Source organism: Veillonella sp. CHU110 (assembly GCF_003992255.1).
Classification (GTDB): Bacteria; Bacillota; Negativicutes; order Veillonellales; family Veillonellaceae; genus F0422.
In genome coordinates this window covers 12,904-37,953 of sequence record NZ_RQVA01000005.1, presented here as the reverse complement: position 1 = coordinate 37,953, position 25,050 = coordinate 12,904, and the positions used below count along the sequence as shown (strand labels likewise).

General features: G+C 40.6%; 24 protein-coding genes and 1 tRNA gene. All 25 read right to left on the bottom strand.

All coding sequences use genetic code 11. The features are described 5' to 3' along the window. Window position 1: 1 nt before the first annotated feature. A complete protein-coding gene (locus EO122_RS03155; RefSeq protein WP_127009337.1) occupies window positions 2-1,075 on the bottom strand; it encodes a hypothetical protein in 1,074 nt (357 codons plus the stop codon). A 78-nt stretch (window positions 1,076-1,153) separates the two neighbouring features. Then, window positions 1,154-1,924 carry an SDR family NAD(P)-dependent oxidoreductase gene (locus tag EO122_RS03150; protein ID WP_127009336.1) on the bottom strand — a complete coding sequence of 257 codons (771 nt, stop codon included), beginning with the start codon at window positions 1,922-1,924 and terminating at the stop codon, window positions 1,154-1,156. An 11-nt stretch (window positions 1,925-1,935) separates the two neighbouring features. Continuing rightward, the gene (locus tag EO122_RS03145; protein ID WP_240632638.1) at window positions 1,936-2,715 is read right to left on the bottom strand and encodes a TSUP family transporter; all 780 of its coding nucleotides are present in this window, start codon (window positions 2,713-2,715) and stop codon (window positions 1,936-1,938) included. A gap of 85 nt (window positions 2,716-2,800) precedes the next feature. Then, window positions 2,801-3,091 carry a YerC/YecD family TrpR-related protein gene (locus tag EO122_RS03140; RefSeq protein WP_126937069.1) on the bottom strand — a complete coding sequence of 97 codons (291 nt, stop codon included), beginning with the start codon at window positions 3,089-3,091 and terminating at the stop codon, window positions 2,801-2,803. 215 nt (window positions 3,092-3,306) lie between these two features. Beyond that, window positions 3,307-4,116, bottom strand: coding sequence for a MetQ/NlpA family ABC transporter substrate-binding protein (locus EO122_RS03135; protein WP_127009335.1), 810 nt, complete (start codon window positions 4,114-4,116; stop codon window positions 3,307-3,309). 11 nt (window positions 4,117-4,127) lie between these two features. Continuing rightward, a complete protein-coding gene (locus EO122_RS03130) occupies window positions 4,128-4,781 on the bottom strand; it encodes a methionine ABC transporter permease (protein WP_127009334.1) in 654 nt (217 codons plus the stop codon). Further along, window positions 4,762-5,808, bottom strand: coding sequence for a methionine ABC transporter ATP-binding protein (locus EO122_RS03125; protein WP_127009333.1), 1,047 nt, complete (start codon window positions 5,806-5,808; stop codon window positions 4,762-4,764). Before EO122_RS03125 ends, EO122_RS03130 begins: the two co-directional genes overlap by 20 nt. A 282-nt stretch (window positions 5,809-6,090) precedes the next feature. Further along, on the bottom strand, window positions 6,091-6,612 hold the full coding sequence (locus tag EO122_RS03120; RefSeq protein ID WP_127009332.1) for an ECF transporter S component: 522 nt from the start codon (window positions 6,610-6,612) through the stop codon (window positions 6,091-6,093). Beyond that, the gene (dat, locus tag EO122_RS03115) at window positions 6,612-7,466 is read right to left on the bottom strand and encodes a D-amino-acid transaminase (protein WP_127009331.1); all 855 of its coding nucleotides are present in this window, start codon (window positions 7,464-7,466) and stop codon (window positions 6,612-6,614) included. Before dat ends, EO122_RS03120 begins: the two co-directional genes overlap by 1 nt. A 776-nt stretch (window positions 7,467-8,242) precedes the next feature. Continuing rightward, on the bottom strand, window positions 8,243-9,346 hold the full coding sequence (locus EO122_RS03110; RefSeq protein WP_127009330.1) for an acyltransferase: 1,104 nt from the start codon (window positions 9,344-9,346) through the stop codon (window positions 8,243-8,245). 49 nt (window positions 9,347-9,395) lie between these two features. Then, on the bottom strand, window positions 9,396-11,147 hold the full coding sequence (locus EO122_RS03105) for a DUF4127 family protein (RefSeq protein WP_127009329.1): 1,752 nt from the start codon (window positions 11,145-11,147) through the stop codon (window positions 9,396-9,398). Window positions 11,148-11,275: 128 nt separating this feature from the next. Then, window positions 11,276-11,926: a trimeric intracellular cation channel family protein gene (locus EO122_RS03100; RefSeq protein ID WP_127009328.1), complete on the bottom strand. Its 651-nt coding sequence runs from the start codon at window positions 11,924-11,926 to the stop codon at window positions 11,276-11,278. A gap of 212 nt (window positions 11,927-12,138) precedes the next feature. After that, window positions 12,139-12,229, bottom strand: a tRNA-Ser gene (locus EO122_RS03095). A gap of 383 nt (window positions 12,230-12,612) precedes the next feature. Further along, window positions 12,613-13,176 carry a manganese efflux pump MntP family protein gene (locus EO122_RS03090; RefSeq protein WP_127009327.1) on the bottom strand — a complete coding sequence of 188 codons (564 nt, stop codon included), beginning with the start codon at window positions 13,174-13,176 and terminating at the stop codon, window positions 12,613-12,615. 106 nt (window positions 13,177-13,282) lie between these two features. Continuing rightward, a complete protein-coding gene (locus EO122_RS03085) occupies window positions 13,283-14,701 on the bottom strand; it encodes an Rne/Rng family ribonuclease (protein ID WP_127009326.1) in 1,419 nt (472 codons plus the stop codon). Window positions 14,702-14,710: 9 nt separating this feature from the next. After that, window positions 14,711-15,400 carry a TIGR03936 family radical SAM-associated protein gene (locus EO122_RS03080; RefSeq protein WP_127009386.1) on the bottom strand — a complete coding sequence of 230 codons (690 nt, stop codon included), beginning with the start codon at window positions 15,398-15,400 and terminating at the stop codon, window positions 14,711-14,713. Next, on the bottom strand, window positions 15,372-17,255 hold the full coding sequence (locus tag EO122_RS03075) for a TIGR03960 family B12-binding radical SAM protein (protein WP_127009325.1): 1,884 nt from the start codon (window positions 17,253-17,255) through the stop codon (window positions 15,372-15,374). Before EO122_RS03075 ends, EO122_RS03080 begins: the two co-directional genes overlap by 29 nt. Before the next feature lie 37 nt (window positions 17,256-17,292). After that, window positions 17,293-18,396 (bottom strand): rod shape-determining protein RodA, encoded by a 1,104-nt coding sequence (rodA, locus tag EO122_RS03070; RefSeq protein WP_127009324.1) that lies wholly within the window; start codon window positions 18,394-18,396, stop codon window positions 17,293-17,295. A 9-nt stretch (window positions 18,397-18,405) separates the two neighbouring features. Beyond that, window positions 18,406-20,322, bottom strand: a complete 1,917-nt coding sequence (gene mrdA / locus EO122_RS03065; protein ID WP_127009323.1) for a penicillin-binding protein 2 — start codon at window positions 20,320-20,322, stop codon at window positions 18,406-18,408. A 12-nt stretch (window positions 20,323-20,334) separates the two neighbouring features. Beyond that, window positions 20,335-20,826, bottom strand: coding sequence for a rod shape-determining protein MreD (mreD, locus tag EO122_RS03060; protein ID WP_127009322.1), 492 nt, complete (start codon window positions 20,824-20,826; stop codon window positions 20,335-20,337). Next, on the bottom strand, window positions 20,823-21,740 hold the full coding sequence (mreC, locus tag EO122_RS03055; protein ID WP_127009321.1) for a rod shape-determining protein MreC: 918 nt from the start codon (window positions 21,738-21,740) through the stop codon (window positions 20,823-20,825). The genes mreD and mreC overlap by 4 nt, the downstream gene beginning before the upstream one ends. Next, window positions 21,740-22,774, bottom strand: coding sequence for a rod shape-determining protein (locus EO122_RS03050; protein WP_127009320.1), 1,035 nt, complete (start codon window positions 22,772-22,774; stop codon window positions 21,740-21,742). The genes mreC and EO122_RS03050 overlap by 1 nt, the downstream gene beginning before the upstream one ends. 114 nt (window positions 22,775-22,888) lie before the next feature. Beyond that, window positions 22,889-23,053 (bottom strand): 4Fe-4S binding protein, encoded by a 165-nt coding sequence (locus tag EO122_RS03045; protein ID WP_126937086.1) that lies wholly within the window; start codon window positions 23,051-23,053, stop codon window positions 22,889-22,891. A 412-nt stretch (window positions 23,054-23,465) separates the two neighbouring features. Further along, window positions 23,466-23,804, bottom strand: a complete 339-nt coding sequence (locus EO122_RS03040) for a helix-turn-helix domain-containing protein (protein ID WP_164725945.1) — start codon at window positions 23,802-23,804, stop codon at window positions 23,466-23,468. A gap of 126 nt (window positions 23,805-23,930) precedes the next feature. Beyond that, window positions 23,931-24,926, bottom strand: a complete 996-nt coding sequence (locus tag EO122_RS03035) for a hypothetical protein (protein ID WP_127009318.1) — start codon at window positions 24,924-24,926, stop codon at window positions 23,931-23,933. Window positions 24,927-25,050: the final 124 nt, after the last annotated feature.

Sequence of the window (25,050 nt, the reverse complement as noted above, 5' to 3'; positions counted from 1 at the left end):
ATTAGTTTTTGAACTTATCTTTAGTTTGTTCCGCTAAATCAATTGCTGTTTCTTTGACAACTTCTGCTTTTTCACGAATTTCTTGTACTGCCTCATGTGCTTGATCGATTGCTTTTGCTGCCGCTGCAGAGGCTTTTTCTTCGATTTTTTGCAATGTTGGTTCTACTGTTTCTTTTACGCCTTGTACGACAGTGGCTGCTTTTTCTACAACTGGTTCCACTGCAGTTTGTAAGGATGCATTCAAAGACTGACTCACAGATTCTGCTTTTTCATACGCTACTTGTGTGTACATATTCGCTTTAGAAGCCGATGTACCAACCATAGCAGCTGTTAAAGAGAATGCTTCTGCTGCTAATATTTTTAACAAAGAACCTACACCACTTGCTGCATGACGAACATTGTCCAACAATTCATCGTTACCACTTTTTTCTAATGTATCTTTTACGGTAGCACCCAAGATAGAGAGTACGCCTAGAGCTGCATCTTTCACAGCTCCCATATTGCTTAACACATCAGAAGAAATGAAAGAGCTAGCAAAGTTTTTTGCGCCTCCTAAATAGTCGCTACCAGAGATGTTCACGTCACCCAAGAAATCCGTAGATTCATTTCCCAACGGTTTGTCACGAAGAGGTGTGTTGGCCAATGTGACTACTGTTTCTTTATTATGCTCATAAATTTGAACTAATCGATCACGATACTCTTCAAAATTTGGACACGCTGGCATGCCATCTTCCACCCATTTGGCAGCCATTTTACCAACGCCATAGGTAATCGCTGCTGCCACTGGCACACGTACCACAGCCGTTGGTACCAATGTGCATAACAAGGCTGCTACCGCACTTCCACCAAGGCCTACTAAAAAGCTAGTCACACCATTGGTAACAGGACATTGTCCATGGGCCTGTGCAATACGCGTTACCATATATACATCATTTGCCAATAAACCTGGATAATTAAATTTTGGCAGTGCCGCAATACCCGCAGCACGTGCAGCTGCCCAACGGCAGATCGCTTCTACTTCTTCTTGTACATTTGTTTGAGCTAGTTCCGCTTGATTGTAGTTCAACTGTTCCATATCTGACTCCTATACTTACAACGATACGCTAAGTGTCAATGTACTTACTACCCCTATTGTATCAAATTTCACCATGAATTACCAACTTGTTAATCCGCCATCTACTGTCCAAGCTGCGCCTGTTACAAAAGAGGCTTTTTCGCTGATTAAAAATGCAATGACTTCTCCCACTTCATGAGGTTGAGCAATGCGTCCCAATGGATAATGTAGCGCCATTTCTTCTTTCGCTTTTGCAATATCCCCCGATGGTTCATTGGCCAATTGCTTCGCCACTAACGATGTATCTACATCCCCCGGACACACGCAATTAACACGCACCCGATGGGGCGCCATTTCTAAAGACAAAGACTTAGTAAAGCTTACTACGGCCCCTTTAGAGGCACCATATACTGAGCATGCCACATTTCCTTGTAATCCTGCATCACTAGAAATTGTGACGATACTACCATGTACTTGTTTCAAGTACGGTGCCGCTGCCTGGCACAAGAACACAGTCCCTTTCACATTTGTCCCTATCATCTCATCAAAACTTTGTTCATCAACCTCCTCTAATAAACATTCTTCATAATATCCAGCGGCCGTAACAAGTGCATTGAGATTGCCAAATAGTTGAATCGTTTCTTCAACGATGCGTCGACAATTCATCACTTTACTCACATCACCTTGTACAAATCTAACTTTCGAAGAAATTCGTCGTAATTTTACAACAGCTTCTTGACCATCTCTTTCATTTCTACCATTGACTACTACACACCAGCCTTGTTCCAATAGTAGTTCCGCTGTGGCAAACCCAATACCAGAGGTACCTCCGCTAATGAGCGCCACCTGATTATCAGAAAACGCTTTCATATTCGCTCCCATTATATGATTCCCTGTGAAAGTAAATAATCATAGGTTAATTTTAATAACATAGCTAAGGACATAGTAATAAATAACACACGCACTAACCCAGCTCCTTTTGCCATCGCTAATTTAGAACCAGTCGTAGCACCAATAATCTGTCCAGCTGCTACGGCTAATCCATATCCATAATGCACTTGATCCATCATCATAAAGACAACCAAGGACCCAAAGTTACTCACTGTATTTAGCGCCTTTGCATTACCGGAAGCTCCTAAAAAGTCATATCCCATAAACAGAAAATAAAAAATCAAAAACATCCCTGTTCCAGGTCCCATAAATCCATCATACAGAGCAATGATAATGGCCATCCCCATGTATGCTACTAGCTTCCAACCATGCATACGTTCTACTTGGTAGATAGCACCCCAGTCTTTTTTCATAACTACAATGACTAGTACGACCAGTAACAAGGCAATAATAACAGGTTTTAAAAATGTCGGTGGCACATAGACTGCAATATAGGCTCCAGTCATAGATACGATAAGAGTAAATGGCATAATCCATTTTAAAAATGACCAGTTAACTAATCCATTCTTAGCAAAGTTAATCATAGCTGTACCAGACCCAAATACACTAGAAAGCTTATTGGTTCCTAGACAGGTTGCGATAGGTAAGTTTGTCAGCATAATAGCTGGCAAGGAAATCAGGCCTCCGCCTCCCACGATAGAATCTATAAACCCTGCGAGGGCTCCTGTAAAAAATAAAATCCCACCAATGAGCAATTCACTTTCCATCATATAAAGCCCTCCTCTCTTAGGCATGACTATCATGCATTTCTTCACATAGTTTGAGACTTACAAACTAAACTGTATATCTTTTCATCTATTCTATACGGGGTAGTATTTTATTGTACCCATCTGCCCCATAATTTAAGCATCGTTTAACACGGCTAATTGTTGCTGTACTAGCCCCCGTTAATTCTACGATTTGATCATATCCAGTGCCAGACTTTAATAATCTAGCTACTTCTAAACGTTGAGAAATCGACTTCAATTCTCCGATAGTGCAAATATCTTCAAAAAATTCATAGCACTCATCCATTGATTCCAAGGATAAAATGGCTTTAAATAATTGGTCATGCATCGGATTTTTTAATTTTTGATTAGATCCCATAGGTCCTCCATTGGTTCTATTCATAATGTACTTTATTACACTACCATTATACCATATCAAATGACTTACATATATCATATAATTGATTTTTATTTATTGATGCCATAATTACCATTAGCAACCTTGATTGCTTTTGAACTATTCATTATATAGTAAAGAAAAAGGATAGACAATGGAACTCCATCATCTATCCTTGTATAGGTAGTTTTTATATATTAGAATGCAGGAATAATCGATCCTTTAAATTCATCTTGAATGAATTTACGTACTGGTTCAGATTGATAAATAGACAATAATTTTTTATATGTTTCATTATCTACATCTTCTGTACGAACAGCCATTACGTTAGCATATGGAGAGTCAGTGCTTTCCACTACGACAGCATCTTTTTGTGGATTTAAACCAGCTGGAATTGCGTAGTTTGTGTTTACTGCTGCTACGTCAACGTCGTTCAAAGAACGAGCAATTTGTGCCGCTTCTAATTCACGAATATCAATGTTTTTAGGGTTGCTTGTAATATCTGCTACGGAAGATTTAACATTCCCTCCATCTTTTAATGTAATCAAACCAGCTTGTTGTAATAATAACAAGGCACGACCACCATTGGTAGGATCGTTAGGAATCGCTACAGTAGCGCCATTTGGCACATCTTTCAAATCTTTATATTTGTTAGAGTAAATGGCCATTGGTAACAAGATTGTTTTACCGATAGATTGAATTTTCAAACCTTTATCTTTTACTGTGTTATCCAAGAATGGTTGATGTTGGAAAGAGTTCACATTCAATTCTTTTTGATCTAAGGCAATATTCGGTTGAATATAATCGCTGAACTCAACGATTTCGATGTTCAAGCCTTGTTTTGCTGCTTCTTGTTTTACAAATTCCATAACTTTTGCATGCGGACCTGCTGTCACACCTACTTTAATTGGCGCATCTGCTGCCTGTTTTGCATCTTCTTTACCGCATCCTGCTAGTAAAAGTACTAAGGATGCAATTGCTAATAAACCTACTAAAATACGTTTCATGTATATCTCCTTTATTTTTTATTTACCTTGCGAGATAAATAGTCACCTAAACTTTGGATGACTTGGACTAAGACAATTAAAATAACGATAGTTGCTAACATCACATCACCTTGGAAACGTTGGTATCCATAACGGATAGCAATATCCCCAAGGCCACCACCACCGATAGCACCTGCCATAGCAGAATAGCTAATCAAGTTAACGATCAACACGGTAATATTATCAATCAATGTTGGCAATGCTTCTGGTAGTAATACTTTCCAAATAATTTGCAATGGAGTAGCCCCCATGGACTGCGCTGCCTCAATAACACCGCCATTTACTTCTTTGATAGCTGTTTCTACTAAACGAGCCAAGAATGGGATTGCCGCCAAAGTTAATGGCACGCAAGCTGCGGTAGTACCAATGGATGTGCCTGCCACTAAGCGAGTAAATGGAATGATGGCTACCATCAAAATGATGAACGGAATGGAACGTGTGGCATTTACGATAGCACCTAGCACTTTATTCACTGCTTCATTTTGCATAATATGACCACGACTTGTAATCACCAAAATCACGCCCAAAGGAACCCCTAAGAGAACGGCTACTACTGTAGAAATCACCGTCATTTGTACCGTTTCTAAGAAACCTTGTATCAATAAATTAATGATTTGCTGTGACATAACCGATCACCTCGCTTCCAATTGGTAAATTATGTAAGTAGTCGATAGCCGCTTCTGATTTAGCACGCTCGCCTTTTAATTCTACAATCAAATGACCAAAGTTCATATCTTGAATGTAATCTACGCCACCAAACAAGATACTCACATCTGTATCAAACTTACGGATAATACTTGCTACTACTGGTTCGTCCGTCACATTACCTTTAAATGTCAATCGAACAATTGGATTAGCACCTTCTACCCACGTTTCATTCATCGTTAAATGAGCCAACGCGTCTTCTGGCAAATCATGAGTGATGATAGCAGACACAAACTCTTTTGTAGTGGCTTGCTTTGGTTCTGTAAACACATCCACTACCGGACCTTCTTCGATGATAGTGCCACCCTCGATAACCGCTACACGATCACAAATTTCTTTGATGACATTCATTTCATGCGTGATTAACACGATAGTCAAGTTCAATCGACGATTGATATCTTTCAACAATGCCAAAATAGATTTTGTCGTTTGTGGATCTAATGCGGATGTAGCTTCATCACATAACAACACTTTTGGATTACTAGCTAAGGCACGAGCAATACCAACACGTTGCTTTTGACCACCGGACAATTGGGATGGATAGTTATCTAAGCGATCCGACAATTTAACAATGTCTAAAATTGGCAAAATACGTTCTCTAATTTCTTCCTTTGACAACCCTTGCAATTCCAATGGAAATGCTACATTTTCATAGACTGTGCGGGATGAAAGTAAATTAAAGTGTTGGAAAATCATACCAATATGTTTGCGCTCTTCACGAAGTTCTGCTGTGTTCAACTTCGTTAAATCTACACCGTCCACAATAACGGCTCCAGATGTAGGACGTTCCAACATATTGATACAGCGAATCAAGGTAGATTTACCGGCCCCAGATTGACCAATAACGCCAAAAATTTCGCCTTCTTCTATAGTTACATTAATTTCTTTCAAGGCTTCCACGCGGACAGCACCTTCATAGACTTTTCGAATCTGTTTAAGTTCTATCATGAAATCCTCTCCTTTTCAAACTAAATAAAAAAGAGCTCTCAGTTACCTAAGAGCTCTTGGGTATGCATAAATTGTACAATGTGAGTAGACAGACTGTCAACAATTCCCACTATACTACTTGCCTATTGTTTATTATAGCTTAAATCTATAGCTCCATAATCAGAGATGCTTGATCTTTATAACAAACGTGCTCCCGCCTAGGCAGGATCCCCTATGTTAACTCACTCTATACTTATTATATAATGATGAAATACACTCCCTTACATACAATTCACATACTAGCTAGTCTTGTTTCTGTAGCTTAATACCACCACGTTTTGCAATGAATGCAGCTAAGAAAATACCACAAGTGCCTGTAATTAATTGTGGCCAACCCATGCTAAATAAAATCCCTTTTTGCATGGCTTCCGGAATACCCGGCATCAATTGGAATAACTCCAAGAATAGTCCATATAATACGATAGATTTAACAATGGCGCCGCTAATAGCTGTCACCCAAATTCGCTTTTGCCCTAACATTTTCACAGTCACGGCGTAAGCCATACTGCCAACCGCTACCACTGGTACAAATACTGGAATTGTCAACATGCCTTGTACAAAAGCCATCAATGGTGTGACGCAAGCTACTACAAAACCACTCCATAATCCATAGCGCCATGTAGCAAGCGCTGTACAAGCGCCAACGATGGAACCCACCAAAAATTGCACTAAACCATGCACAGGAATAATCATGCGAAGAAACCCTTGACTGAGCAAGGCAATCGCTAATAGTAACGCACTACCCGTTATTGTTTTAACTGACATTATGCTAGCCCTTCTTCCATTAAATGATGTAATTGTTCTGCCAATACTTTTGCTGCTTTACCTGGAGTACCATCTCCTACAGGTTCACGATTCAATGTCACTACAGGAATAACGCCACCAATCGTATCAGTAAAGAAAATTTCATCGGCATCTTTTAAAAACGCTTCATCAAATTCACGTTCAATCACAGTGATTCCCGCTGTCGGTGCTACTCGTGTCAAAATTAGTTGTCGCGTAATCCCTTTTAAAATATGATGATCGGCAGGATGGGTATAACACACACCATCTTTCATGACAAATAGATTCGATGTAGCCCCTTCTGTGACAATACCATCACGCACTAGGATCGCTGTATAAGCACCTTTTTTCTCCGCTTTTGTCTGCGCCAAAATATTAGGAATTAAATTTAGCGTTTTAATATCCACACGAGCCCAACGATCATCTGGCAAAGTAATCGCTTTTACACCATTTTGTAAGGCCCCTAGGTCCGTTGTAATTGGCTTGATGAACATGTACATTTGTGGTTCTAATTTAGAGCGCTCAAAGGCATGGTGACGCGGAGATACACCACGAGTGATTTGCAAATAGATGTATCCATCTGTAATTTCGCTTTGCTCTATCATAATTTCATGTAACTCTTGTAATTCATCCGGTGGCATGCGTACAGGAATATCCATTTCACGCATAGAACGATACAAACGATCTTGATGATAGGAGAAGGCAAACGCACGACCATTGTACACACGCACTACCTCGTATACACCATCACCAAAACAATACCCTCTATCATCAAGACTAACCACCTTAGCCCCAGATTCCACCATTTCTCCATTAAAATATGTTAATTCTTTCATAGTAACACCTCATAGTATACATACGATTCAAGTATCACTTTCATTATAGTACAGACAAGTATAAAATTCTATAACTATTTTACAGTAGAGCCTCTGCAAAACACGCCCTCGGTTCCAAAGCAAACTAAACAAAGCGCAAGATTGCAGATGACATCACCACATGTTCCCCTTCTCTGAGGAACACAGTTATGCGTAGCAGCCTTGTGGCGTTTCTTATTACCTAAATCACACAAACACAGAAGACCATAACATGCTCCAAAGTAAACTAAGCAGAGCACGAGCTTACAGATGACATCACCACATATCCCCTTCTCTGAGGAGCGCAGTTATAAGTAGCAGCCTTGTGGCGTTCTCTTATTACCTAAATCACACAAATACAGAAGACCGTAACATGCTCCTGAACAAACCTACCGTAGGATCAGTTTGAGAAGGAGTGTGTTACAGTCTTCCTTTGTTCTATTTAGTTACGAACGCCACAGACTGCATAGCGAAACAAGTGACGACCCTACCGTAGGATCAGTTTGTGGAGGAATATGTCGTGCTCTTCCCAACCCCTGAGGAGCGCAGTTACGAGTAGCAGCCTCGTGGCGTTCCTTACTATCTAAATCACACAAACACTAGAAGAGCACGGCGTGTTCCGAAGCAAACCTAACCACTGTATCAGTTTGTGGAGGAATATGCCGTGCTCTTCCCTTTGCATATTCAGTTACAAACGCCACAGGCTGCATAGCAAAACTAGCGACGATCCACAGGCGCATAGCATCACAAATGGCGACCTATTTCCCCATGATATACTCTCTAATTTGTTTTGGTAGGGCACCTAATAATTTTGTCAATCCAAATGACAATATAACTGCACTTATATACATGACAATGACGGTCATAGCGGTATATCCTAGCCCTGCTATTTGTAGAACTTTATCGAATGCTATCAGTACAAACGGATGCACTAAATAAATTCCATACGATGCATCTCCTAATTCTGCCCAAAAGGTCTCCACTACATCACTCATGGATGACACTGTAAAGGCCCACACAAAGAAGACACAGCCCATGGCTGTATATACCAAACCTTGTGGACTTAATTGATGGACTGTGTAGATAGCCTCTAACCGAGTATATCCCCACTCTGCCATTACATAGTAATAAGATCCTAGCATAGCCACTAAAGATACGATAAATCCCACTGTGACAGCAAATCCATGAGCATCAATCCATTCTAACATGGCGTCGAATTTCTCAGCTAATAAACCACCTAATAGGAATATCCACACATAAAATCCTACAAAATAATTAAGGCGCATGCTAAAGATGTACTGCAACCATTCTTGTGAAAATTGCACAGAACCTGCCATATAAGAGGACCAATAATTCACTGCCATTTGCACAAAAAATACTACAGTCATCAACAATATTGGGGCTTTCAGTATAGACCGCAGTGCCCATCGCCACAGTGGCATCAAGGCATAGAACCAAAGTAATATGACTAAGAAGTACAGATGATACATACCATTTCCAAAGAGTAAACTTAACCCTAACACATGTGGCATCAATCCCCACGCACTATGAGCTACACTCGCATTATATGCCGTGTATAGTATGGTCCATACAATGTATGGATAGAGCACCACCTGTATACGCCGACGTAAAAAATCAGCGTAGGAAAATTCATCCTCCACCGATGTATGATACAACAATCCAAAGGCAGATAAAAAGAAAAATGCAGGCACAGTAAATCGAGATACGATTTCTAATAGGCCCAACAGATGTATGTTAATATGAGGGTTGCTAAGTGCATAGGACCCTACATGAATCCCAATCACCCCTAGCATACAAAGCCCCCGCATATAGGTAATCGCAGGTACAGCCGGTTTTCTCATAGAACCTCCAAAAAAGAGGGGCTAGGCCCCTCTCTATCTTTACTATATGTTATGTACTCGCTTTTGCCGTTGAGCCAGCATCTGCTGTACCCTTCTTCTCGGCTTTAGCCTTAGCTTCTGCTGCCGCTTTAGCCTCTGCTTCTGCCTTGGCTTTTGCTTCCGCTTCTGCTTTTGCTCGTTCAGCAGCTTCTCGTTGCAAGCGCAATTCTTTTTGCAGTGGCGCTACTGGTTCACGATAGACAGTAATATCTGTTTCAAACAGGCGTTTCCAAGGGAATCGAGCCGACACAGTACGAGGGTCTATTTTTAAATAGGTAGCTGCAAAGTCTTGTACTCGTTCTCCTAGATAACTTTCTAACGTATCATTCAATGTACCTGTATATTTCACATTATCTGTACGAATTCTATCCTGCATGCGATACACATCTTTACGAATATTAGCTTGGTATGCCCAATTGTCTAAATATTGTTGAGTCAACATATTACGATGTTCTTGTTCATCCATATGGATGCCTAGAATACCTTGTGCAATGGCGTATCCAATCGTATTACTTGCTGTGTTCCAACCATTATAAGCGCTCAATTTATAGAGCAAATCTCGTTGATATAATCCATACACCAATGTATTATCTGACCCATTTGAGTACGAAATATCTGCAATGCTCACTGGCACACCTTGGGCCAAAGATGCTTGAATATGGTCTAAGAACTCATTCGTTCTTCTAGAAATCATTGGAAAGTTTTCAAAAGCTTCCGATTCACCTGTCACCACACCGAGCGGCGTGTTGACTGCTAACAACACTGTTGGTTTTCCTTTGGCTTTCATCGTGCCCCCAACGGCCTCTACATGTTCAGCAATCGTTTTTTCTACTTTTTGGTCTTCATAATGTGGTACCGTATCTCCGCCACCACCTAGTGGATACATGACTTCAAAAGTTGGATGCAAATGATTTCTATCTACGTGGTCCCGAGCAATCAATAGCAACCCTAATTGATCCGCCCCTGGAAAACTTCCATATTGTTTCGGTGAAAGTCCCTTACTATGCTTTTGCAAATATCGACCTTCCATAGCCGATTGGGATAAATTACTAGTATCATCATGTCCCAGTGCAAAATACGTAAAGACGCCTTTTTTTGTGATATCGATTAATTCACGATTCACCATCATATTTTTTTGACGTCGCTGGAACCAATCTTGTAAAAATTCAACAGGTACTGTCGCTTGTAGGGTGAACAATTCTTTTTGTTCATCTACCGTCAACGGTTGACTGTCCATTTTATCTTGTAACGCTGCAATGCGAAATATAGTTGGACCATATTGATCATAATAGGATGGCTCCACACCACCTCCACTAGCTCTAGGAGATCGCATCACCGTACCAAATGCATAAATTGGTATATTAGGATACTTCGTATGTAAATCTTCAATATGATGCACTCGATATGTCAATGTATGCATATCTAAATGGTGCTTTCTGGAATCTACTAAGCCTCCATAAATTAATGTATCAGTGCTCAATACCAACACATCTGCTTTGCTAGCATTCTCATCGACCCACTTCCATATCGCCTCTGCATTTCCCTGAAAGTTACGACCAGAAATAAAATACTCTGGTGGAGTCAAGACTGTGTACCCTGCATCTTGTGCTGTTGCCACCGTATAGGCTAAACTCACTGGTCTATCATCTTGTGGTACATATAATACCGTTGTAGCCTCTGCTACAGACATACTACTCAATACAGCGGTTGCCAATGCAGTCGCTGCCATAGCGAACTGACGTCGCCATTTATGTAAATTCATCACGTATTTCTCCCGTGTTTAACAATATAAAACTCTTACTATTATATCTCTAGAGTATCCTCTATGACAACTCCATATCATCACATATGACAACAGAAGATATAACAACCAAAGGTATAGTTATCACCTTATTTTGTATCCGTTCTATGTTTCCGCTCAATACGAGGCAAATTCCAATGATATTCCATAGCTACCATTCGAATCATAAATACGATACCAAATGTAATATAGGCTGCTACAATTTGATGATCGTTTTCATATAGATAAAAGTAAGAAACACTTCCTAATAATGCTGGTAACGCATAGACTTCTTCTTTCAACACACTAGGCGTACGATGCGCTAAGATATCTCGAATGATACCTCCCCCCACAGCGGTAACAACGCCAAGAATCACTGCCAACACCAAGTTATGAGGATTCGTGGCAATCCCTACACGAGCCCCAGTAATAGTAAACGAAGCCAGCCCTAAGGCATCTGCTGTAAGATATATTTTTGTCATTCCTTTACTTTCAAGATACCGATTCCAACCATATCGATACATCATAAATACAATGCCTACCGTAACCAATGTAATGGAAATGTACAAACCTGTTTGTAACGATGTTGGAGGAATACGACCTACTAACACATCACGAACAATCCCACCACCAATAGCCGTCACCAATGCTAGGATTAATATACCAAAAATATCCATACGCCTCTGAATACCGAGCAAAGCCCCCGATATAGCAAACGCAATCGTGCCAATCACATCAAATAATAGCCATAAAACATCCATACAATGCCTCCTCATATGAATTTAGTATACCATTCTTCACAGGAAGATTCTATACAAAATAAAACATAAAAAGCAAAAAGGACGGGGGCAACCGTCCTTTTTTATTTGACCCTATAATAAAGGGAACTAAATATTCATTGAGTTAATTATATATCATTTTGCCACAAAATACAATAAAAGCGCCTATGCAATGCATAAACGCTTTTAAAATTTGGCGGAGAGAGAGGGATTTGAACCCTCGGTACGGTATCACCGCACACATGATTTCCAATCATGCTCCTTAAGCCGCTCGGACACCTCTCCAAGTGAATACCTAATAAGTATAAACTATACAGCACATTTCGTCAAGCACTTTTTCCACCAGAAAATGCAGTTGCAATTTGCAACCTTCCTCCCCGTGAGGAACGCAGTTATGAGTAGCAGCCTTGTAACGGTCCTTACTACATAAATCACACAAACACAAAAGACCGTAACATGCTCCTGAACAAACCTACCGTAGGATCAGTTTGAGAAGGAGTTTGTTACGGTCTTCCTTTGCTCTACGTAGTTAAAACCGCTACAAGCTGAATAGCATAACAAGAAACGACCCTACCTTAGGGTCAGTTTGCGGAGGAATATGTCGTGCTCTTTCCTTTATCATATTTAGTTACATACGCCATAGGCTGCATAGCACAACAAGAGACGACTTAGCGAGGCAAATACCCCAAATGCTGCATCAATATTTTCACTCCAATGATGATTAATATCACTCCACCAGCCATTTCTGCTCGCTCTCGAAAGGCTTTCATCATGTGATATCCACTGAATATACCTACTAAACAAACAAAGAAAGTAATGACTCCAATAGTGAGAGAAGCAAAATAGACATCTACATGTAGCAAGGCAATCGTCACGCCCACCGCCAAGGCATCAATACTTGTTGCTACTGACAGTGCTAACATTTCTTTCCAATCTACCGCTGTTGTATCTTCCTCTTCATCACTGAGAGAAGCACGAATCATATTAATCCCTAAATAGCCTAAAGTAATAAAAATTACCCAATGATCCCATTCATCGAAATTCTGCGAAAATTGAGCACCTACGATAGCCCCAATAATCGGCATCACACATTGAAAGGCACCAAACAAAAACGCTAATGTTGTTTTCTTATAGGCAGAATCTTCTTTCATCTGCGTGGATTTACAAATAGAAACAGCAAAGGCATCCATAGCCAAGCCAAAGGATAAAATTAAAATTTCTAGGTACGACACAAGAAGCCTCCAAAAAAGCAAAAGTGCCTGGAACCCCAAGCACTTAATGAATACAAAATAATGTCTTCCTCGAGACAAAATTTCTTTCTTACTACTTATTCTCTTATTATACATCACCTAAGGCCAATAGGGAATAGGCTTCTAATCCCATTGTGGAATCATTTTCAATCTGTATAGTTCGTTGTAATTCCCTATGCAATGACTCTAACACTGGTTTTGTAAAGAATAGTCCTACATCTGGATGAACCACGATGGCTACATCTGTTTTTAATCGACCAAATCGATATAGTTCTCGCAAACGTCGTATAATCTGCAAGTACACCGTTTCTCCTTTTAATACATGCCCTGTCCCACCACAAGAAGAACAAGCATCAAAGAGAATGGACGGGATACTTTGGCGTTCCCGTTTTCTAGTAATCTCTAGTAACCCCAGAGAGGTCATACCACATACAACAGTTTTAATCGGATCTTTCTTAACCAATCGATTCATCAATTGGACTAACTCTTCCACATCAGCTTTTGGCATATCGATAAAGTCGCAGATAATGATACCGCCTAAATTACGCAAACGTAATTGCCGGGCAATCATATGAGCCGCTTCTAGGTTCACTCGTTTCGCCACTTCACCAACTTTTTCATTCTTACCGCTATAATGCGCAGAGTTTACATCAATGACCGTCAATGCTTCTGTTTGATCAATTTGCAAGGAACCCCCAGATGGCAAGTCAATACGATGGTTTAGCAACGCATCGATTTGTTCCTCTATTCCATGCGTTTTAAAGATATCTTCTTTTTGATTCCACAGAGTGATATCTATGGTGTTACCAAATCGCCCAGCACCCAACAGTCGTTGTAACTCTTCATAGGCGGACATATCATCCACCATGATAGCATCTACGGTCGGTCCCATATAATCTCGAATGACACGATACCAAAGATTTGCATCTCCATAAATTTCCGTCTTATTTTGTGCTACTTTATATCGCTTTTGTAGATGTTCCCATGTCTGATGTAAATAGGCCATATCATTGGCAATCTCTTCTTGCGATGCATCCATAGCGGCGGTCCGCAAAATAAATCCTACACCCTTTTCTAAGTACGGTTGTGCCATATCTTTCAAAGATTGACGTAGCTCTGGGTCTGTAATTTTTTTCGATATATGAATTTGTCTATCTTCTGGCAACAATACCATATAATGTCCTGCTAAGCTTACATCTGTAGTCACTCGTGCACTCTTACCAAGCATAGCATCTTTCACGACCTGCACCATGAGAACTTCACCCACATGGACCTTTTTTTGTTTCCCATGTTCTTGCAGATTCAGATACACATTTTGACCAATGCCAATGTCAAGAAAGGCTGCGCTCATACCTGGTAAGACATTTTTTACAACACCTTTGTAAATATGATTCACACGATTCGACAACTGTGGTCGTTCATATATAATTTGTTGCAATGCTCCTGTCTCGTCCACAATAGCAAGACGGGTTTCCTCCTGCATTACATTGGCATATAATCGGTTCATAGTATCTCCTTATTCCACTTCTAAAGGCGTAATACACGTACCCTCTGTTTCAATCAAAATGGCTTCACGATGGATAGAATAACTATCTGTTACAGGCCAACCATATTGGTCTTTTCCCAATTTCCACATATCGCCAGGCTTCATGGTTCCCTCAGGGTACACACCAATCGCCATGCGAATGGTCACCATATCGCCATCTACCTTTGCCACCAATGGTTCTTTAATAAAATGCTTTACATCAATGGTTCTTGTCTTTTTCGGCGTTACTTTTTCGTATAACACTTCTTCTGCACTATTAAAAGGCTCCAACAACTGATCCCAGTTGGCATCTGCTTTCGCAGGCCCTGTCACTTCATAGACTGCATAATTGCAGATAGCCATCATCTTTTTCACTTTGTCCGGCATGAAACGACCCTCTAACACTTCTAGCCCTTTTGGTGCAGCCTGTGAAAGTCGTTCCATCAATTCCTCCAAGGAACCTTCTTCTAAGACATCCATATCGCAATATTCAGCGCTGGCTGTAATACCCAAGGCAAGAGCAGAAGAAAAGCTAATTTTCATATGTGGATTGAACCCTTCAGAATAGGCCATTTTAATGCCACTGCGGCGAATCATACGCTCGATAGCTGAGGCATAATCTAAATGGGATAAGAATCGAAGTTCTTCCCCCTTATGTAAGGCCAAACGTAACTTTCTCAACACGTCCACCCTCCTTATAATCAATAATTGGTGTGCCTAACTCTGGACACGCATTACAGCCATTGCACGGTTTGCGACGACAATCCCATGTCAAGGTACCCTCTACAGCACGTTCCCATTCACGTTGTAAAAAGGCTTTACTTACCGTGTCATCAATGTGTTCCCATGGCAATGCCTCTTCAAAACTACGGTCACGGCGCGCATAATAATCTGGATCAATATTTGTATCTTTGAAAGCTTGCATCCAAGTATCGTATTTAAAATACTCTGTCCAGCCATCAAACTTACAACCATGTTTCCAAGCTTCGATGACAGAGGGAGCTAGTCGTCTATCACCACGAGCAAAGATAGCCTCTAAATAACCCGTATGACCATCATGGTAATGGTAGGAGATATTGCGATTGTTAATGAGGGATTTTAAATAGCGTTGCTTGCGGTGAATTTCCTCCACATCTTGTTGTCCATACCATTGGTATGGAGAATGTGTTTTAGGAACAAAGAAAGAACAACTCACTGTGACCTTACCATTGCGTTTGCCTGTAATATCACGGTGCAAGTCTAACACTTTATACGCTAAATCAGCAATGCCTGCTACGTCTTCATCGGTTTCCGTCGGTAAGCCCATCATGAAATAGAGCTTTACTGTATTCCATCCAGACTTAAAAGCATTTTCACAAGCTGCCATTAAATCTTCTTCGCTAACCCCTTTGTTGATGACATCACGCATGCGTTGCGAGCCCGCTTCAGGAGCAAAGGTTAAGCCACTTTTACGAACTTGTTGTACCTTTTTAGCAATATCAATAGAGAATGCATCAATACGCAAAGACGGCAAGCTAACACTCACTTGTTTGTCTTTAAACTCTTCCATCAACATATCTACTAATTCTGGCAATTTAGAATAGTCTGCCGAGCTAAGAGACATTAAAGAAATTTCGTTATACCCTGTATTGGCGATGATATCTTTTGCCATCTGTAACAATCGTTCCGGCGTTCTTTCACGAACAGGACGATATAACATACCAGCTTGGCAGAAACGACAACCTCGTAAACAGCCACGGAATAATTCCAACACAGCCCGATCATGGACTACATCTAAATACGGCACAATAGGCGCTGTTGGATAGTAGGAGTTTTCTACATCTTCGACGATACGTTTTTTGACTACTGGTGGAGCCTCTTCTGCCAATACTTGCAACCCTTTAAAATGGCCTTCCTCTGTATATTCTGGCTGGTATAAAGCCGGTACATAGGTACCTTCGATTAAGGCCGCCTTGCGCAAGAATGCCTCTTTGCCCCCTGGAAACCCTTTCGCTTTTTCTGTCTTAAATAGTTCTACAAATTCCACTAGCCATTCTTCAGATTCGCCGATAGACACAACATCAAAGAAATCTGCTATCGGTTCAATATTATACACACAAGGTCCCCCTGCTAAGAGCAATGGGAAAGACATATCTCGATCTTTGCTATAAAACGGAATATCTGCCATATCCAACATATTTAAAATATTGGTATAGCTCATCTCATATTGCAACGTAAACCCTAACAAGTCGAATTCACGAATTGGTGTTTTTGTTTCCAAGGAGAATAAAGGAATCTTACGATCTCGCATTTCCTGTTCCATATCATGCCAAGGCGCAAAGACACGTTCTGCCGCCACATCTTCTCGTTCATTCAACAAACCATATAAAATCTTTATACCTAAATGGCTCATACTGACTTCATATACATCAGGAAAAGCTAATGCCATTGTCACATCCACTGTACTGTGGTCTTTCACAATGCTATTCCATTCTCCACCCGTATAGCGAGCCGGTTTTTCCACATGTTGTAACCATGATGGATCTAAGTGAATCATACAACCTCACAAGAGGCACAAGCCTCATTTCTAATAATTAAAACATGCGCTTTTTCTGACGCATTACTATATTTAATAATAAGCCTATACTCAATAAATTGGTAGTCAAGGCGCTGACACCATAACTGATAAATGGTAAAGGAATTCCTGTAACAGGCATAATGCCCGTTGTCATTCCTACATTGACTAACACTTCAAACAGCAGCATAGAGCCAATACCCGTTGCAATTAGCATACCAAAAGGATCTACAGATCGCTTAGCAATTAAAAAACTGCGATACACAACTACCAACAGTAACCCTAAAACTACACAGCAACCGAGGAGACCTAATTCTTCTCCTACTACAGAAAAAATAAAATCTGTATGATTTTCCGGTAAAAAGTTCAGCTGACTTTGGGTGCCTTCAAAAAGGCCTTTTCCGAATAACAAGCCTGAACCGATTGCAATTTTCGATTGGATAATATGATATCCTGCCCCAAAGGGATCTACATTAGGGTTTAAAAACACCATAATCCGTTGCTTTTGATACTCTTGCAATACAAACCAGCTCAAAGGAGCTAATGCTACCATGGTTCCTACCATAATCTGCACTAAGCGCATGCGAATACCACTGACAAATAACATGCCTGCCAAAATGGCTACATACACCAACGATGTACCCAAGTCTGGTTGCTTGAACACCAACAAGGCAGGAATTCCCAAAAACAGAAATACAGGAGCTAACTCTTTAAATGTATTTAACTTACCTACTCTGCTCTCTAACATATTGGCCAAACTAATAATCATCATTAGCTTAGTAAACTCGGAAGGTTGGATTGTGATGGGCCCGATTTGAATCCATCGTTGTGCCCCCAATGCAGATGTACCCACAATCATAACCGCAAGCAACATCACAATAGTAGCTCCATAAATCCATTTTCCGTAAGTGCGCAATCGTTCATAATCTAACCATTGCAAGCCTATAATCGCGATTAGGTTTAACCCAAAGAACAGCAATTGTTTTGAAACTAATCCTGTCAATTGCAGCCCTTCTCGATTGACATGTGTAGCACTACCAATGACAACACATCCAATGAGGATCAGACTAATGGTAGACAGCACTAGTATCCAATCCCATTCTCGTATAATTCTTTGCCACATAATGCACTCCTAGTCTTTGTTATCTTTCGTCTCTGTCTTAGATGTTGAAGTATCTTTATTATCGTCTTTTCCATCTTCTTTTTTAGCCGTCACTGGTGGTATTGGCTGTTTTGGTATATGAAAATACTCTTCCAAGATAGGACGGACAATAGATCCTGCAGAAATCGCTCCGAATCCGCCTTGCTCTACCAATGCCACTACTACAATGCGAGGTTTATCATACGGTGCGTAGGCGACAAACCAACCATGGTCACGACCAGTAGCATTCTCGGCAGTACCGGTTTTACCAGCTACTGCTAAGGATAACCCTTTAAAGATTTCGCCGGCTGTACCACCTTCTAATGTTACATCGCGCAATCCGTTACGTACAATATCCATGACGCTTTTAGAAACTTGAAGAACGCCTAACTTCTTAGGCCCAAAGATTTCTTCTGGAGTACCATCCGCATTGTCAATACGACTCACCACATACGGCTGATAGCGAATCCCTCCATTGGCAATCTCAGACATAACAACTGCCATCTGTATCGGCGTTACTAGCGTAAAAGATTGTCCTATGGCGGCATCAAACGTTTCGCCTAAATACCAATCTTGGTCAAATACTTTTCGCTTATATTCAGGACTAGCTATATTACCTGTACCTTCATCATATAACTTAATCCCTGTTTTTTCACCGAGGCCAAAAATCTTCGCATATTTATCGATATTCTCAATCCCTAACCGATTGCCCATTTCATAGAAATATACATTATCTGATTTGGCCAATGCCTTATTAAAATCTAGCCATCCAAGGGCTTCTCCCTCGGCATTTCGTTTGTCGATTAACCAGTGCTTACCACTGTCATAAATCATTTCATTAGGAGTTACTTTTTTCAATTCTAATGCAGCTGCACCAGTAATAATTTTGAAAGGAGACCCCGGTGGATATTCCCCTGTGACTACTTTATTTTCAAATGGATGGTTCGCATCTGTATTCAACTGATTCCACTGCTCTGTGGTGATCCCCTTGGCGAACCAATTCGGATTAAATCCAGGCGCACTCACCATGGCCAATACGGCACCCGTATTAGGATCCATAGCAACTACTGCGGCCCCCTTGGCAGGAATCCCCTGTTTTCTGAGCGCCTCCAATTGATCATACACAGCTTTTTCCGCCACCTTTTGCAGGTTCAAATCAATTGTTAAATGAATATTACGACCTGGTACCGTATGTTTACGACCTACTTCTTCTATAGGTCTACCACTAGCATCGACCTCTACTTGTCGACCTCCATCGACACCACGCAATATGGGATCATACATTTTTTCCAGACCAGAGCGACCTAATATCGTTCCCGGTCCGATAGAACCACCTGTATGTGTACCATCTAACTCTGCTTGCTTAGCCGCTGCCAGTTCATCTTCACTCACTTCACCCACATAGCCTAACAATTGCGAAGCCATTGTATCATGAGGATAGTACCGAAGTGGCTCTACATCGACGGTAATACCCGGTAACTCATGGCGATGCTCCTCAATTTTAGTGACTTTATCCAATGTCACATCACTAGCTAAGCGAATCGGTTCATATCCACCCTTATGCGCTTCAACTTTATCTTCTAAAGTTTTTACAGGCACTTGTAAATACGTAGCTAGGGTCTGCAAAACTTGTGGGTCTGCCTGTTTGCCTGTAGGCAACATAGATACCATGTATGCCGGACGTGATCCTACTACAATTTGACCATTTCGATCATACATAATACCTCTAGTGGCCGTCATCGACAGCATCCGCAGTCGATTCCCCTCAGCTTTGCCTCTATAATAGTCACCTTCAATAGCTTGCAAGAAAAAAACGCGGCCTAAAAGGATTAGAAATATAATGACAACTATTGTTAGAAGCACATCAAAACGTGTAGTCTTCTTCTTTTTATACAGTGCTCTTAACATAGTTCCTCCTTTCTACCACATATATTCATCTTTTTCTTCCCAACGCCATAGTACGTGATGAATGACGACCCCTATACAAGCATCCACTCCTATAGAGGGAATTCCATGATTCCATACATAGGTATACAGGATTACTGGCTCTTGTACAACCCACAATAAGCCCACCTGTACCAACATCGCCAAAGAAGCTCCTAGACCTGTCCACCAAGCACTAGCGTACCATTGTTCTTCATAAATCGTATAGTTCATAGACCCTAACATATAGGTCACTACTGCATACGATACCACATGTAATCCAAAATAGTTTCCGATAAGCACATCTTGTACAATACCGCCTATAATCGCCAATATCATCCCCGTAGGTCGGCCTTTCAATATAGCTACCACAATGGCGATATCCATCAATATATGAGGCGCCCAAGATGGAGCAAACCATCTAGGTACCACTAAAGATTGTATAATCACAATACAAATCATCAGTAATGTCAACGCAAATCGCTTCATTGTTGCACCGTTCCTTTAGCCCCTTCCACTTGATCTCGTTGTGTGCGAGGAATCAATTTAGGCTCTAATTTAGGCACCTCTGGCGTAGCCGTAAAGGATTTAGTTATGACAAATACTTCTTCTAAACTTTGAAAGTCTACTGTAGGCTCTATAATCGCATGTTTTACAAAGCCTTCTTCATCAGTAACAATGTCTTTTACATGTCCGAAGATAATCCCTTTCGGATACATACCACCAAAGCCAGATGTCACAATCGTATCACCTTTTAGCACATCACCATTTAACGCAATATTCACCATTTGCGGTTCTAGCGGATGATTGCCATTGCCTTTCAAAATAGAAGCAATTCTAGACTCTGGGCGCTGTACAATCACTCCTGTAGCCGATCTTGGATCTAGAATCGTTTGTACTCTTGCAGAATGTTCATATACATCAGATACAAATCCTACTACACCACGTGGGGCGATAACCACCATATTCGGAGCAATCCCATCCGCTTGTCCTCTGGAAATAGTAAATGTATCAGTCCAAGCACCGCGATCACGAGTCACTACTGTCGCCCCTATCATAGAAAATTGTGGTTGCTCCGTTTGGAACTGCAACAATTGGCGCAGTCTAAGGTTTTCGGCTACTAATTCATCATAGGCGGACTGTTTTTGTTCTAATGCGGCATTACGCGCCTCTAAATCAGAGGTGTCTTTCACTCGCAAAATACCAGCATCTAACACTTCAATACCCGTATGAAGACCTTCCAACAATCGACTCGACCCATACGTAAAAGGAGCCATCATATTTTCCAAGGCCACTGTTACAACAGGAACTTGGGTGCGCTGCTTCCATATGAAGCCAAACACGCCTAATATACAGCATATAAGGACGATCATTGTCAGCCATTTTCGTTCTGATTGTTGCATTAAGACCGCCCCTTTCGTAATTTACTTGCCACTAATAGCCTTTCAAGCCGTTCTACATCAGATGCTGCCTTTCCTAATCCCAAGGCCACCGTAAGGTCTGGTGCATCCGCAATACGAACAGGTACACCTAGCTCTTCTCGCATATGCAGGTCTAACCCTTCTAAGAGCGCTGTTCCACCTGTAAGTAGCATCCCACTTTCCATAATATCTGCCACTAATTCTGGTGGTGTTTTTTCTAAAATACTTCGAACTACTGCTACCATCTCTGCAATAGGTTGTCGTAAAATTTCATACACTTCACTTTTTCGTATGATGCAACGTTTTGTAAGCCCCGTCTCTGAATGACGACCAACAATCGTATATTCTCCTTCTACAGAAGGAGGCATGGCCGTTCCCAATGTAAGTTTGATATCCTCCACTGTTTCATCAGATACCATAATAGAAAACTCACTGCGGATATATTTATAAATCGCCTCATTGAGCTCATTACCACCTACTCGAGAAGTTTTACTGGCCACCTTTCCACCCATGGATACAATCGCTACATCTGTGGTACTACCACCAATATCGACAGCCATACTGCCTCTAGCTTCCATAATTGGCAAGTTAGCACCAATGGCAGCAGCTACAGGACTTTCTAATAAATATGCCTCTCGGGCTCCTGCTTGTATAATGGCATCGGTCATCGCTCTTCGCTCTACATCAGTAATACCACAAGGAACAGCCATGACAACACGGGATCGTCGCACAGCCTTTGAAGCTTTATTCATAAAATATTTCAACATAGATAGCACTATCCGATAGTCCACAATAAAGCCCTCTTTTAAAGGACTCATAGGCGCTAATGTTTCTGGATTGCGCAACAATAAACGATGGGCATCTTCCCCCACCGTTACTACTGATTCTTGCTTTGCATCAGTAGCCACAATAGATGGTTCAGATACCACTACACCACGACCTTCTACAAAAATATGCGTGTGAAAGGTCCCAATATCTATTCCTAAATCTCTTCCTAATGAAGAAAATAATCTCATCGAATCTCTCCTTATAAAGAATTCCGTATTCTATTAATTGTAACATACTTTAGGAAGATTATAAATAAAAAACCCCTCGAACACTTATGTTCAAGGGGTTTTGTTTGTTGTTGATTACTCAGCTGTGATTGTAGCTACTGGGCAAACGGATTCGCAAGAACCGCAATCAATGCAAGTTTCATTGATTTCATATTTTAATTCGCCTTCAGCAATTGCTCCTACTGGACAAACAGAAGCACAAGAACCACATTTAATGCATGCATCACCAATAACGCGCATGAGACACCTCCATAAAAATACATATTCGCTAACTTTATAATTATCATTTACGTAAGGTACTTACCTTTTTTACATTCTCATTATTGCACGTTTTTTTTGTATTGTCAAACTTTTCTATATATTTTTCCTATGTGATTTTAACATCTATTTATGCGTTTTTCGTATTATAAATCGCACTGTTAAGCTATTTGATAGGATTTATCATTTAAATCGTCAAAAATAAAGGTCTACTCCATTTTATTTATAAATTCTCAATTAATATTATCAATTTTATATTTGAGAACGATTGTATTCTCAAATAAAGCTCAAAATAAAATTAGGAGTATCTAAGTTCATAATTAGATACTCCTAATAAACGTTGTCTCTTCCAGTAAACTTTCTCTATTGTATGGAAAGTTATTGTATGATACACCTACATACTGTGATCGTGTTCTGTTTCATAGGAAGAAACTTTCCTCTTAATCTTAAATAGCCGCATTCTATGATAGTCATCAGCCGTATGCGATAAGAGCACTCCTAAATCGACCTGTAGTACACCTGCAATTAAATATAAAATTTGCAACGTGGTACCAAGGCTCCCCTTGGCTCCTTCAATCTTGGCCAAATAGCTTGAACTAATACCACACAATTCCGCCAAACGCTTCTGGGAAAATCCTTTACTTCTACGTATCCAGGCAATTTTACGACCTAAACAGACACAATAATCCCCATAGGCTGGCACTGAATCAATTGCCTTTACATGACTACTCACAGGAATGCACCTCTTTTCAAACATAGATTAGAACAAAGACTCTTTGCTAACTGTATTATATACACAATATGTTTAAAATTCAAGTTCTTTATAGCATACATTCCTAATAAGCATGTGCATTTCAAATTACTGTATATGCTTCGTTAGCTCCACTTGTCCCTCAGTATCTATCCGCACAGAGGTAAACACAGTGTCACCTTCTGTTTCATCTCTGTCTGCACCACGAGCAGTTGATTCACCTGTTTCACTCATACTATCCACTATATCAGTAGTTTCTATATTGACAGATGTATCATAGATGTAAACGTTCTCTTTATGTTGTTTTGTCTGTTTACCTCGTAATACTTCGTTTCTATACAGATCAGCCAACTGTTTGCCGTCTTGAATCGGAAGATCCTTTGCTACTACTGGCAAACTAGAAAATTTGTACCCTCCTCTACTATGAGATCTATCTAACTTAGAGATCAATGGTTGCAATTGTTTCTCCAATCCTCTTAGAGCCTCTAGCTGATAGGCTCCTTCCTTTGCATATTCTAATGTCATTACATAGCGATGCTGAGGATCTGTTTTAGGAATCAAATCCAATTCAAAACGGACCGGCAATGGATATGTCTCGCCTTTCACCACATAACTCCAACGGGCTGCCGTCATCCTTTCATCTGGTAAATACCCTCCAGTCACATACGGATAGGCCGCTACCTTTGGATCAAATCGCTTCCACACATCGACATACTCCGCATCTGAAAGTCCTTCTATTGGTGTATCATACCAAGTTGAATTCCACTCCTCCAAGGAGACCCCCTCTTGCGGTTGATTACTACGACGTGTTACCGTCATCTTAGCACCATCTTGTAACTGCAATACAAAGCCCACTGTACTACCTTCAACGGTCCCTTGCTTAGATAGCGTCACTGTATCTATCGTCTGTGCACTTGAAACTTCCCAAGGAAACTCAAATGTAAACTGCCCTTTATCACTTGTTACCACTGTTGTATGTTGAACTACTTTATTTGTCTGTGTCAGTGGTATCCCTACCGCTTCTATACTAGCCCACACAGGTAACACAGTACACAAACAGAACGCAGCACCTATTACAACCGTTTTCAAACCATATCCTTTCATGGAACCTCCTTATAATATCTAGCACAATATGTATCATTTTCACTAAACATGGTTGTATAGTTCCTATATGAGTAGGACTATACTCTCAAATCACAATGTATACTATCCTTTATTGCATTAACGC